Source organism: Enterococcus sp. 22-H-5-01, assembly GCF_050310005.1.
GTDB classification, from domain to species: Bacteria; Bacillota; Bacilli; order Lactobacillales; family Enterococcaceae; genus Enterococcus_A; species Enterococcus_A hailinensis.
In genome coordinates this window covers 1,705,001-1,719,126 of sequence record NZ_CP189993.1, presented here as the reverse complement: position 1 = coordinate 1,719,126, position 14,126 = coordinate 1,705,001, and the positions used below count along the sequence as shown (strand labels likewise).

Here is a 14,126-nt window from a genome sequence, read left to right as displayed (position 1 = left end):
ATATTATCGTAAGTCAGCTAATGATCAGCTGACTTACGTATGGCAAGTGTGACTCTTATAAGTCTTCGGCAGTTTCGATTTCTTGGATCAAATCAGATTTTTGTTCTGCTTTTTCAGCAGCAGCTTGTTCTTTGACTTCTTTAGCAGATTGTTGTTGTTCTGCATATTTTGTCAAAGCGTCTACTGTAATCAAATCATCATCATCGTCATCCATGTCACGTAACTCGATTTCTTTATCGTTGATATCTAAGACTTGCATATCTAAACCAAGTGCTTGTAATTCTTTCACTAATACGCGGAAAGATTCAGGTACTCCTGGTTTTGGAATAGGTTCACCTTTGACGATGGCTTCGTAAGTTTTTACACGACCGACTACATCATCTGATTTGTAAGTCAAGATTTCTTGTAATGTATAAGCAGCACCATATGCTTCTAGTGCCCAAACTTCCATTTCTCCGAAACGTTGTCCACCAAATTGAGCTTTACCACCCAATGGTTGTTGTGTAACAAGAGAGTATGGTCCGATTGAACGAGCATGTAATTTATCATCGACCATGTGGGCCAATTTGATCATGTACATTACACCGACAGAGATACGGTTATCAAAGGGTTCACCAGTACGTCCATCGTAAAGAACAGTTTTAGCATCCGCAGCCATACGCGCTTCGCGGACAGTTTCCCAAACATCGCTATCTTGCGCACCATCGAAGACCGGTGTTGCAACATGGATACCTAGTTGGCGAGCAGCCATCCCTAAGTGTAATTCCAATACTTGTCCGATATTCATACGTGATGGCACCCCTAATGGGTTCAACATGATATCGACTGGTGTACCGTCTGGTAAGAATGGCATATCTTCTTCAGGCATGATGCGAGATACGACCCCTTTGTTTCCGTGACGACCGGCCATTTTATCACCTTCATGGATCTTACGTTTTTGCACGATATAAACGCGCACTAACATATTCACACCTGGAGATAATTCATCGCCTGCTTCGCGTGTAAAGATCTTCACGTCGTGAACGATTCCGCCGCCGCCGTGAGGTACACGTAGAGAAGTATCACGAACTTCGCGGGCTTTTTCGCCAAAGATCGCATGTAATAGACGTTCTTCAGCAGATAATTCAGTAACGCCCTTAGGTGTTACTTTACCAACTAGTAAATCGCCATCTTGTACTTCTGCACCGATGCGGATAATACCCATTTCATCTAAGTTCTTCAATGCGTCTTCCCCAACATTAGGGATTTCGCGTGTGATTTCTTCAGGTCCTAATTTAGTATCACGTGCTTCTGATTCATACTCTTCGATATGGACAGAAGTGTAGACATCGTCTTTTACTAAACGACGGCTCATGATGATCGCATCTTCATAGTTGTAACCTTCCCAAGTCATGAAGGCTACGACAACGTTTTGACCTAAAGCCAATTCGCCGTTTTCCATAGATGGTCCATCAGCTAAGATATCGCCAGCATCGACTTTTTCGCCTAATTCAACTAATGGACGTTGATTGTAGCTAGTCCCTGAGTTTGAACGACGGAATTTGGTGATGTCGTATTTATCTAATGCGCCGTTGTCGCGACGTACACGAACTTCGTGAGCATCAACGAATTCAACAACACCATCGTGTTTACATAGTAAAGCTGCACCTGAGTCATGAGCAGCTTTGTATTCCATACCCGTACCAACCCAAGGAGACTTAGGATTGATCAAAGGTACTGCTTGACGCTGCATGTTGGCACCCATCAAGGCACGGTTAGAGTCATCGTTTTCTAAGAACGGAATACATGCAGTAGCGACTGCAACTACTTGTTTTGGTGATACATCCATGTAATCCACTTTATCGATCGTTACTTCCAAGTTTTCAGAAGTAGCACGAGCCATAACAACTTCCTCTGCGAAAGTGCCATCTTCGTTTAACTTACTGTTTGCTTGGGCAACAACGTAATGGTCTTCGATATCAGCAGTTAAGTAATCAATTTTATCGGTTACTCGACCAGTTGAACGATCCACACGACGATAAGGTGTTTCGATAAACCCAAATTTATTCACTTTCGCGTATGAAGCCAAGCTATTGATCAACCCAATGTTTGGACCTTCGGGCGTTTCAATCGGACACATACGACCATAGTGAGAATAGTGAACATCTCGAACTTCATATCCGGCACGGTCACGAGTCAAACCACCAGGTCCTAAGGCAGATAGACGACGTTTGTGTGTCAATTCCCCTAGAGGATTGGTTTGGTCCATGAACTGTGACAACTGAGAAGAACCGAAGAATTCTTTGATACTAGCAACAACTGGACGAATATTGATCAATTGTTGTGGTGTCAATGTTTCTTGATCTTGAATCGACATACGTTCGCGAACAACACGTTCCATACGAGCTAAACCAATACGGAATTGATTTTGTAATAATTCACCTACTGAACGGATACGACGATTTCCTAAATGGTCGATATCATCGACATTGCCGATACCTTCCATTAAGTTTAAGAAATAGCTCATTGAAGCAATGATATCTGCCGGACGAACCGTGCGAACTGAAGAATCAGGATAGTTATTACCGATCACGGTTACTTCACGTTCAGGATCTTTTGGTGAAAAGACTTTGATGACTTGAACAGTCATTGGATCAGTCACGACTGCATCATCTGTTGGATAATAAGTTACTGAATTCAAGCCGTTTTCTAAACGTTCGCCAAGTGTTTCTTCCATTACTTGGTGTGTAAGAACAGTCCCTTTTTCAACGATGATTTCGCCTGTTTCAGGATCCACTAGCGTTTCTGCTAATGTTAAATTCAATAGACGGGTTTTAAGATCTAATTTTTTGTTTACTTTGTAACGACCAACATTAGCTAAGTCATAACGTTTTGGATCAAAGAAACGAGCAGTTAACAAACTACGAGAGCTGTCTGCCGTTTTAGGTTCACCAGGACGTAAACGTTCATATAAGTCTTTCAAACCTTCTTCTGTACGAGAATCACTTGGATTTTTGTGCAAGTCTTTCTCGATTGTGTTACGTAATGATTCACTTTCGCCGAAAATTTCAAAAATCGTATCATCTGAACCAAAACCTAATGCACGAACTAAAGTCGTCAAAGGAATCTTACGTGTACGGTCGATACGTACATATGAGATGTCTTTAGCATCTGTTTCCATTTCTAACCATGCTCCACGGTTAGGGATAACAGTTGAACCAAAGCCTTCTTTACCATTTTTATCCACTTTTCCATGGAAATAAACGCCAGGAGAACGAACTAATTGGGATACAATAACACGTTCTGCTCCGTTGATGATAAAGGTTCCTTGTTCAGTCATTAATGGGAAATCACCAAAGAATACTTCTTGAGATTTGATTTCACCAGTTTCACGGTTTACTAAACGTAATACAACATGTAATGGCGCAGAATAGTTTGCATCGTGTGAACGAGCCTCCGCTACCGTGTATTTAGGTTCTTTTAATTCATAGTCAACAAATTCAAGTGACAAGTTTCCATTAAAGTCTTCAATTGGCAAAATGTCTTCAAACATTTCTTGCAAGCCCTCATCTAGGAACCATTGATAAGAATCTGTTTGAATTTCGATCAAATTCGGTAATTCCAACACTTCACTGATTCGTGCGAAGCTTCTACGTTCTCGGTGTTTTCCGTATTTTACTACGTGTCCAGCCAAGTTCTTCACCCCTCTTAAAAAGTTTTGAAAACCGATCCGAAGATAAATTACATTTATGTTACAAAAATTAAATTGATGTAACACCCGACATTTTTTGCGGCTTTTAGGCAAAAAAAAACCAAAAATAGAACATTCTCTTGAAGACATATTCGCGAGCTTCTACTTTTGTTTCCTATTAAAAGCCGGAACGGACAATATTTCGTTCCTGCCTTTTATCATTTCAGATAGTTTTAGCAAATTAATATAATACATGAGATTAACATAAAAGTCAATAGTATCAAAGGCTAGTGTCTATCTACGCAATGTTTTCTTAATATTTTCAGTAAACTAATTAATTTATCATTTAATTTACATTTTTGAATATTCAGAATATTTTTCTTTTTATTATTGACAGCTTATTTTTCTTAACGTATACTAATGTAAATCTTAATACGTTGGAGGTTGTTCATATGTTGAACACACAAAACTTACAACTGAATAACCGCTATTACTTTAGCTATTTTAGATAGGTTTGTATTCATTGAATGGATACAAACAACCTCAGTGTTTTTTGTATCTATGATGGCTCGAGAATTTTGACGTACCGCCGGCCGCATAGAGAAATCTAAGTGGCTGAAGCATAATACTTTTTTGCATTCATATCACCCACTTAGAATTTCTATACTTCTAGGTGGGTGATTTTTTTACTATAAAGGAGAGAAAAAAATGAAAAAGACAGTATTAGCAGGAATCGGATTGGTTAGTTTATTAATGTTAGGTGCTTGCGGCAGCAAGGATAGCGCAAGTGATGACAATATGAAGCATGTTGGTGTTTTGCAATTAGTTCAACATGCATCATTAGACAATGCCTATACAGGTTTCAAAGAAGGATTAGCCGAAGGAGGCTATAAAGAGGGCGATAATTTGAAAATTGATTATCAAAATGCCCAAAACAACCAAGATAATTTGAAAAGCATGAGTGAAAAATTGATTAACGATGATCCAGACCTGTTGCTAGGTATTGCTACTCCAGCAGCCCAATCATTATTAAATGCTACAACAGATGTCCCAATCACCGTTACAGCTGTTACTGATTTAAAAGAAGCAAAATTGGTAAAAAGTGTTAAAGAACCTGGCGGTAATGTAACCGGCACAACTGATATGGTGCCGATCAATAAACAAATTGATTTACTCTTATCCATTGTTCCCGATGCTAAAACGATCGGAATCATGTATAACGCCGGCGAAGCTAATTCTAAAATTCAAGCAGATCTAGCTGAGAAAACATTAAAAAAAGCTGGTGTTGATGTCAAAGTAAAAACTGCAAACACAACAAATGACGTGCAGCAAGTCACTGAATCATTAGCTAGTGATGTCGATGGCATCTATGTTCCAACTGATAATACCTTTGCTAGTGCTGCCGCTGTTATTGGCGATGTAGTAAAAGAAAAGAAAATTCCATTAGTTGCCGGAGCAACTGAACAAATTAACGAGGGTGGCTTAGCGACAGTTGGTATCGACTACGAAGCTCTTGGAAAACAAACTGGTAAAATGGCTGCAAAAATCTTGGATGGGGATGCGAAACCAGCAGATACACCTGTAGAATCAGCAGATACTTTAAAATTAGTGGTCAATAAAGATATGGCCAAAGCTTTAGGAATTGATCCAGACAGTATTAAAGAACCAAAATAGATAGGCTTTAGAAAGAAGGAAAAACCATGAATGTTATCTCTTTGTTATTATCCGCGACGTCTCAAGGATTGCTTTGGTCGTTACTAGCGATCGGAGTATACTTAACTTTTCGTATTTTAGATATTGCTGATCTTACCGCTGAAGGGAGCTTTCCTTTAGGCGGCGGGATTGCTGCAAGCGGTATTGTGAATGGATTGAACCCCATCCTCGCTACTCTGTTAGCTTTTTGTGGTGGAATGTTAGCTGGTCTAGTGACCGGAATTTTGAATACTAAATTTAAAATTCCAGCTTTATTAGCTGGAATCATCACTATGACTGGCCTTTACTCCATCACTTCTCGAGTAATGGGAGCGCCAAACATCGCTTTACTTGGCGAGAGTACCGTCTTCACTGCCGCTCAAAATATGGGCTTAACAAAAAACAATGCCGTCATTTTGATTGGACTTTTGATTGTCGTTCTATTTATTTTACTTCTAATCTTATTTTTCCAAACTGAAATCGGTTTGGCAGTACGCGCTACAGGGGATAATCCTGATATGAGTGAAGCAAATGGTATTCGGACAGAAAATATGAAATTAGTCGGTTACATGATCTCAAACGGTAGCATCGCATTATCAGGTGCACTTTTGGCACAAAACAATGGCTTTGCTGATTTAAATTCCGGTGTTGGAACGATTGTTATTGGGTTAGCATCAATCATCATTGCAGAAGTATTATTGCGAAACAAATCGATTGGTATTCGTTTAGCAACAATCGTTGCCGGGGCCATTATCTACCGCTTTATCTTAGCTTTAGTATTCGAAATGAATGTACAACCAACGGATTCTAAATTAGCATCAGCAATCGTCTTGGTCCTTTGCCTTTCCTTGCCGCAGATCCGTTCAAAATTCACACCAAAAAAGAAAGGGGAAAAACAAAATGCAACCAGTCTTAAGAATTAGTAACCTACATCAATATTTTGAGCGTGGGACAAATAATGAAAACCATGCCTTAAAAGGAATCAATCTTAGTTTAGCCCCTGGCGAATTTGTAACGATCATCGGTGGTAATGGTGCCGGAAAATCGACCTTGTTGAACAGTGTAGCTGGAACTTTACCAATTGAAGAAGGCCAAATGTTCTTAAACGAAGAAGAGATCACAAAACATTCCGTTACTCGTCGTTCAAAAAAAATCAGCCGTGTTTTCCAAGATCCTAAAATGGGGACTGCTGTACGTCTATCTGTTCAAGAAAACTTAGCGCTAGCTATGAAACGCGGTCATAAACGTGGTTTCTCAAAAGGCGTCAAAAGTAAAGATCGAAACTTCTTCAAAGAACAACTAGCAATGTTAAATCTAAATTTAGAAAATCGGTTAGATGCAGAAATCGGATTGCTTTCTGGCGGTCAACGCCAAGCGATCACTCTGTTGATGGCTACCTTGCAACGACCAGATTTGATCCTATTAGATGAACACACTTCGGCACTCGATCCAAAAACTTCTTTAACTGTAATGGAATTGACTGAACGTTTGATTCGTGAACAAGAATTAACAGCTTTCATGGTCACCCATAATATGGAAGATGCGATCCGCTACGGAAACCGTTTGATCATGCTCCATCAAGGTCAAATCGCTTTGGATTTAAAACAAGAAGAAAAACAACATTTAACTGTACCGAAATTGATGGAAATGTTCCAACAAAACTCCGGTGTTGAATTAAAAGATGATGCTTTACTACTTAGTTAATTTTAGCAGTAAAATCCTTCTTTCTTTGCAGACTACTTTTATGTAGTCTGCTTTTTTGTTACACTGAGCCCATAGAAAAATACCGTAAAACCAATGGAGGTGTCCCCTTGTCTACTAAAGAAAAAATATTAGCTCGTTTAAAATCTACTGACGAAATCTTATCCGGCGAAGCATTAGCACAAGAACTGGGCGTTTCCCGAACGGCTATTTGGAAAGCCATCAAAGAACTAGAAAAAAAAGGGTATCAGATTCAACATTTAGCTACGGGTTATCGTTATCATTCTTCTGATATCCTAGATGCTGACGAAATCAAAACTCAGATCCAACAACCTCTGGACGTGACCGTTTTAGAAACGTCGGCTTCCACGATGAAAGATGCGCAATTATCCGTAATCGACGAAAAAAAATCTCCTTTATTGATCGTTGCTGATATGCAAGAAGCTCCTCACGGCAGATTCAATCGTCCCTTCTTTGCCGTGAAGCAGCAAGGAATTTATATGAGTTTGTTATTAGAACCAAAAGAACAATTACAAGAATTACCCCAGTATACCGTGTTGATGGCTGTTGCCGTCGCAAAAGCGATTGATGAACATTTGGGTGTAAATAGTCAAATCAAATGGGTCAATGATATTTATATCAATCAAAAAAAAGTTGCCGGTATCCTCTCTGAAGCGATGACAGATATCGAAACGAATTCTTTAAAATATATCATCATTGGTATGGGGATCAATTTCTCTATCCCTCAAGAAGATTTCCCTAATGAGATACAATCAAAAGCCTCTTCTTTATTTCCTGATGGACGACCAAATTGCACACGAAACCAATTGATTATCGATATTTGGAATCAATTCTTTACGCTATTAGCAGAACCTGAAAACTATTTAGCACTGTACCGTGAAAAATCGTTTGTCTTAGGTAAAAAAATTACTTTTAAGCGTAAAGAAAAAAACTATTTTGGTACAGCCGTCGCAATTACCGATACAGGTGAGCTAGTCGTAGATTTAGGTGATGAACAAATGACACTTTCTTCTGGTGAGATCAGCTTGAGTTCGATTCAATAAAAAAAAGCTTTGCCATCATGGCAAAGCTTTTTATTTATCTCATTGTAACGAATTCTTCACTGCCGGTTGGATGGATCGCTACTGTATCATCGAAATCTTTTTTCGTTGCACCCATTTTGATCGCTACTGCGAATCCTTGTAGCATTTCATCAACACCGATACCGATCGCATGAAGCCCGATGATTTTTTCTTTTTCACCAAGACAGACTAATTTCATATCACATTTTTGACGATAGTCACCTAAAGCAAAATACATCGGTGTAAAACGAGAATGATAGATTTTGATTTGCTCTTTACCATAACGCTCTATAGCCGTTTCTTCAGACAAACCGATAGTTGCCATCGTTGGATGCGTAAAGATCACTGTTGGAACATTTTCATAATCTAAAAACTCTTCTGTTTTTCCATTAAAAACTCGTTCAGATAATCGACGGCCGGCAGCAATAGCCACTGGTGTCAAATCAATTTTTCCGATAACATCGCCAACTGCGTAGACCCCTTCACTGGTCGTATTTTGAAATTTATCAACGAGCACAAAACCTTTTTCATTTAATGTGACCGAAGTGTTTTCTAATCCTAATTGATCTGTATTTGGAATGCGTCCGCCAGCAAACAGCACATATTCACCCGAGAGCGTATTGCCATTTTCAAAATGAACCGTATATCGTCCATCTTCTGTTCGTTTAATTTCTTTTGCTACATGATGATCATAAAGTTTCATTCCGTTGTCGCGATAATTTTCTACCAAATTATCAGCTAACATCGTATCAAAGGTTCGCAATGGACGACTATGACGAAAAGCCCAATGGACTTGCGTACCCATTCCTTGCAATACACCGCTTAATTCGGCCGCAATATACCCAGCTCCTAGAACCACAATGTCTTTTGGTTGTTCTGTTAATTCAAAGAAGCCATTAGAATCGATGGCAAATTCTCCACCAGGAATTTTCATTTGACTAGGGCGTCCGCCAGTTGCAATCAGCACATTAGGTGCCGTATATTCTTCTCCATTGACTGTGATCACATGATCAGATGCAAACCTAGCATATCCTTCAATTCGTTCCACATTATTACTGTCTAATCCGCGATAATAAGCCCCATGTAAAAAATCAATGTATTTTTCGCGTCGAGCAACTAATTCTTTGAAATCAAATTTCCCAACTTCTGCTTGGATACCATAGCCTGGTACATCCCGTTCGATCATTTCTAACATGCTGCTGGCTTGCCACATCACTTTTTTAGGAACACAGCCCACATTGACGCATGTGCCGCCGATTTTATTGCCTTCAATCAATAAAACTTTTGCGCCGTGCATGCCAGCTCGATTAGCAGATGCAATTCCGCCACTACCTCCGCCAACGACGATATAATCATACTCTTTCATTCATTTGCCTCCTAGTTACCTTTATTTGATGGTCTTATTTTAATAAGTATCTACAGTTCTCATTTATTATGTAAAAATCACTCAGTCATGCCCGTTGAAAAATAGTACTGGCGTATAAACTCAATATCTCTATTTTAATACATTCTTTGAAAAATTAATTCTTTTTTGCCTAACTATTTTAATCTCAACAACACTTTTCTTTTGATAAAAAATATAAAAAGAAAAAGACTAAGAATCACTTAGTCTTTTTTCTTGCGGATCATATCTCCAGGTTTAACTGGTTGTGCCACTGGTAGCGTTAAAATCATCATTGGATTAGGTGCTCGGTCGATCGATTCCCCCTCATCATTTTTCATTTCTGTAATTGTTTGTTCGAAATGATGGAAGTTTGGTCCATAAAATTCGATTTCATCCCCTACAGAAAAATGATTCCGCTGACGAACAGTAGCAATCCCCGTTGTTTCATCGTAGCTTAATACTTCACCAATAAATTTATAAACCGGAATTTTACGACGCGGTCCAAATAACTGTTCATTTTCAGTTGGCACATTGTAATAAAAACCCGTTGCCAATTCTCGTTGTGCGACTTTCCATAATTCGTCGATCCATTCTTGCTTACAGACATAATTATCCGGGTCAGCAATATAACTATCAACCGCTGCTTTATAAACGTTTGCGACAGTTGAAACATAATGGATCGATTTCATGCGACCTTCGATTTTTAGACTATCAACGCCATTTTCAATTAAGTCGGGGATATGTTCGATCATTGTCATATCAACCGCACTCATTGAAAATTCTTCCGTCACATCACCATTTTCGGTTAAAGAACGATGTTCTTGAGCAAAAGGCATATCAAATAAATCATATTTCCAGCGACATGATTGTGAACATCCACCACGATTAGCATCACGCATCGACATATGGTTCGATAACGTACAACGGCCAGAATAAGAAATACACATCGCTCCATGAATGAAGGCTTCGATTTGGATATCTGTATTGCGACGAATTTCAGCTAACTCCTCCATCGATACCTCACGAGCCAATACAACCCGTTCCAATCCTTCATTTTGCCAAAATTTCAAGGTTTCCGCATTCGTGGCAGAAGCTTGAGTAGATAAATGAATTTCCAATCCCGGTGCTTCTGTAGCACAAATTTCAATCAGCGCAGGATCAGAAACGATTACAGCTGAGATACCAATATCACGTAATTTTTTAAAAAAGTCTCCTGCACCCTTTTCATTTCCTTCATGGGTTACCATATTTGCGGCTACATAAACTTTTGCACCATATTGTTTGGCAAAAGCCACCCCTTCTTCCATCTCTTCAAATGAAAAATTTCCCGCACGTGAACGCAACCCGTAAGCATCGCCGCCAATATAGACCGCATCTGCCCCATAATGGATTGCTGTTTTTAATTTTTCTAATGTACCGGCTGGAGCTAAAACTTCCGGCCGTTTTAAATTTCTCTTTGTCATATTGTTGCTCCTAGTTCTAAATTTCTTTATTTAATTGCATTGGGATCTAAGTGATAAAAACCAGTATCCATTCCACGTTCGACTGGATGATTTTTTTGGATTGATTGCTGAGCAGCAAGTTGAGCTTTTTCATCCCAAGTTCCTGTTTCAAGCGCTAGTTTTGCAGAAATAAATGCCTTAGCTACTTCTACAAATTGATTTCCAGGAGTAAATAATCCATCTAATTTCCATGTTTGATAGCCTGTTTGAGCTAACTCGTCAACTTCATTGATCAAGTTGACATCATTATCGGCAAAAATATGTGTCCCATGTTGATCTTCATAGATAGAGTAATGTGTTTCTGCCTTTTTCGGTTCTGAAATAAATAATCCGCGGTCTTTCGATGATTCTTCCGTTTGTTTTGTATAATTGAAATAATTATTTAGTAAAGGACGTTTTGACTGGTGGATACACGTAGCGCCGTAGACCAAAACTTCCGTTGGCACTTCAACATGCTGTTTTAAAGTTTTCATTTCTTCGAAAGGAACTTCACGTGCTAATACAGCTCCGACCGCACCTTTTTTATGCCAAAAATTGATTTGGCGCGCATTCGTCACTAGTGTTTCCGCATCATAGATATAGGATAAATCATAGTTTTGTAATAAAAAGATTACCCCAGTATCCCCAACAACGATATTGTCCGGTTTTACTTCGGCTAAAAAATCTAGATATTCTGGAATTTTTTTCATCTTATCAGGATGCATGATTCCATTGACAGCAATATTCACTTTTTTACCTTTAGCGTGTGCTGATTCAATCAATTGCTTTTGTTCTGTTCTCGTAAAAGAATGTGGCAGTCGTAAACCATACTCTTCTTCGCCAATGTATAAGGTATCTACTCCGGCAGCTAATAATTCTTCGGCTTGCGCCATTGATTCAGCTGTCGCAATTACTTCGATCATTTGTTGTCCTCCCAATTTCACTCGGTGATTACACTCAAAAAGATGAGTTGCCCTTCACCTATCTGCCAATGACCTGATGTTGCTAATTATTTTTAATAAAATGATTAGTCTTAACTCAGCTGATTGGTCTTCTTTTAGACTTTCCCATACTATCACAGCTTTTAAAAGTTTCCAACTAACGCTAATAGAAAGATTTAAGAATATACATACAAAAAGAGGCCGGAACGCTGTCCTGCCTCTTTCCAATTTATACATTTGCTGGAATTTTTTCTTCTTTCGGATTTTTAACTGTTAACGTGATTTTACCTTTACTTGCACCGATCGTCACAGCATCTCCTAATTGAATTTGCCCCGATAACAAAGCCTCAGCTAAACGGTCTTCAATTTCTTTTTGCAGTGCACGACGTATTGGGCGAGCTCCATATTCAGGATCAAAACCAACTTTACCAATAACATCATATGCAGCTGGCGTGATTTTCACTTTTATTTCATGCTCATTCATTCGCTCTAAAACTGAGCGACTCATGATTTTTACAATTTCATGGATTTGTTCTTGATCTAACGATTTAAAGACAACAGTTTCATCGATTCGATTGATAAACTCTGGTCGGAAAATTTTCTTCAATTCTTCTAGAATTCGTTTCTCCATAGCTGAATGATCTTTCGTGATATCTTTTGCATTGAAACCAACATTTTTTTCTTCACGAAGCTCTGTTGCACCGATGTTAGAAGTCATGATTAGAATCGTATTGCGGAAATCAACTTTTCGACCTTTCGAATCAGTCAAATGACCATCATCTAATACTTGCAATAAGATATTGAAAACATCCGGATGCGCCTTTTCGACTTCATCCAATAGAATAACTGAATAAGGTTTTTGACGAATTTTTTCGGTCAATTGTCCACCTTCTTCATAGCCCACATAACCTGGGGGCGAACCAATCAAACGACTAGTACTATATTTTTCCATGTACTCAGACATATCAACTCTTACTAAAGCTTCTTCACTACCAAACATAGCTTCAGCTAATGCCTTGGCTAATTCTGTTTTCCCTACACCCGTTGGTCCTAAAAACATAAATGAACCAATTGGACGATTTGGATCTTTCAATCCACTTCGAGCACGTCGGATAGCTCTTGAAATAGCTTTAACAGCTTCTTCTTGGCCAACTACACGTTTATGCAAAACAGTTTCTAAATCTAATAATCGTTGACTTTCTTTTTTCTCTAATTGTTGCAACGGAACACCAGTCCATTGAGAAACAACAGCTGCCACATCTTCATCTGTTACTTGATCAAGATAACCAGTCTCTTGTTTAGCAGCTTTGATTTTAGCTTGCTCTAACATTTCTGAAAGCTGTTTTTCGCGTAAGCGTAAACGAGCTGCCGATTCAAAATCTTGATTTTGAATCGCTTTTTCTTTTTCAGTTACCAAATCTTGAACTCCTTCTTCTAGTTCTGAAAGCTCAGATACTTCGTCCGTTGAATCTAAACGAACTTTAGCAGAAGATTCATCCATTAAGTCAATGGCCTTATCTGGTAATTGACGAGAGTTGATATAACGAACCGATAACGAAACGGCTGCATGAAGAGCTTCATCAGTGATTTCGACTCCATGATGTTCTTCATAACGAGCTCTTAATCCTTTTAATATCTCTTCCGCCTCTTCAGGAGTTGGTTCTTCAACCTGTACTCGAGCAAAGCGACGTTCTAATGCAGAATCTTTTTCAATATATTTTTGATATTCATCTAACGTGGTAGCACCGATCGTTTGTAATTCACCACGAGCTAATGCCGGTTTTAAAATATTGGAAGCATCAATTGCACCTTCTGCTCCGCCAGCACCAATCAATGTATGCAATTCATCAATAAACAAAATAATTTGTCCATCATGATAGATTTCATCGATAACTTTTTTCAAACGATCTTCAAATTCACCACGATATTTTGTTCCAGCAACCAACGCTCCCATATCAAGCATCATCAATCGCTTTCCACGCATATCTTCTGGAACGTCACCAGCAATAATTCGTTGCGCCAAACCTTCTACAATCGCAGTTTTACCTACACCAGGCTCACCGACAAGGACAGGATTGTTTTTAGTACGACGACTTAAAATCTGAACAACCCGGCGAACCTCATTATCACGTCCAACTACTGGATCCAAACGTTTTTCCTTAGCTAATTTTGTTA

The 14,126-nt window shown here is 38.9% G+C and carries 9 protein-coding genes (1 of these 9 cut by a window edge); 4 read left to right on the top strand and 5 right to left on the bottom strand.

The window, feature by feature from the left end; genetic code table 11:
- Positions 1-55 precede the first annotated feature (55 nt).
- On the bottom strand, positions 56-3,673 hold the full coding sequence (gene rpoB / locus ACQKTA_RS08685) for a DNA-directed RNA polymerase subunit beta (protein WP_427813449.1): 3,618 nt from the start codon (positions 3,671-3,673) through the stop codon (positions 56-58).
- 705 nt (positions 3,674-4,378) lie between these two features.
- Here rpoB and ACQKTA_RS08680 point away from each other — a divergent pair.
- The 4 genes from ACQKTA_RS08680 (at position 4,379) to ACQKTA_RS08665 (ending at position 8,127) form a co-directional block, all read left to right on the top strand.
- Positions 4,379-5,344: an ABC transporter substrate binding protein gene (locus tag ACQKTA_RS08680; protein WP_427813448.1), complete on the top strand. Its 966-nt coding sequence runs from the start codon at positions 4,379-4,381 to the stop codon at positions 5,342-5,344.
- Positions 5,345-5,370: 26 nt separating this feature from the next.
- Complete coding sequence (locus tag ACQKTA_RS08675; RefSeq protein ID WP_427813447.1) at positions 5,371-6,285, top strand: ABC transporter permease; 915 nt, start codon at positions 5,371-5,373, stop codon at positions 6,283-6,285.
- On the top strand, positions 6,263-7,066 hold the full coding sequence (locus ACQKTA_RS08670) for an ABC transporter ATP-binding protein (protein ID WP_427813446.1): 804 nt from the start codon (positions 6,263-6,265) through the stop codon (positions 7,064-7,066). Before ACQKTA_RS08675 ends, ACQKTA_RS08670 begins: the two co-directional genes overlap by 23 nt.
- Before the next feature lie 107 nt (positions 7,067-7,173).
- On the top strand, positions 7,174-8,127 hold the full coding sequence (locus ACQKTA_RS08665) for a biotin--[acetyl-CoA-carboxylase] ligase (protein ID WP_427813445.1): 954 nt from the start codon (positions 7,174-7,176) through the stop codon (positions 8,125-8,127).
- Positions 8,128-8,161: 34 nt separating this feature from the next.
- On the opposite strand, the gene gor is transcribed toward ACQKTA_RS08665, so the two are convergent.
- The 4 genes from gor to ACQKTA_RS08645 form a co-directional block, all read right to left on the bottom strand.
- Positions 8,162-9,511, bottom strand: coding sequence for a glutathione-disulfide reductase (gene gor, locus ACQKTA_RS08660; protein WP_427813444.1), 1,350 nt, complete (start codon positions 9,509-9,511; stop codon positions 8,162-8,164).
- 239 nt (positions 9,512-9,750) lie between these two features.
- Positions 9,751-10,992, bottom strand: coding sequence for a peptidase U32 family protein (locus ACQKTA_RS08655; protein ID WP_332581568.1), 1,242 nt, complete (start codon positions 10,990-10,992; stop codon positions 9,751-9,753).
- Between the two features lie 26 nt (positions 10,993-11,018).
- Complete coding sequence (locus ACQKTA_RS08650) at positions 11,019-11,933, bottom strand: peptidase U32 family protein (RefSeq protein WP_427813443.1); 915 nt, start codon at positions 11,931-11,933, stop codon at positions 11,019-11,021.
- Positions 11,934-12,180: 247 nt separating this feature from the next.
- Positions 12,181-14,126, bottom strand: the 3' portion of a protein-coding gene (locus ACQKTA_RS08645) for an ATP-dependent Clp protease ATP-binding subunit (RefSeq protein WP_427813442.1). Its footprint extends 547 nt past the window's final position; 1,946 of the gene's 2,493 nt are visible here — the last part of the coding sequence; its start codon lies beyond the right edge, outside the window; the stop codon is at positions 12,181-12,183.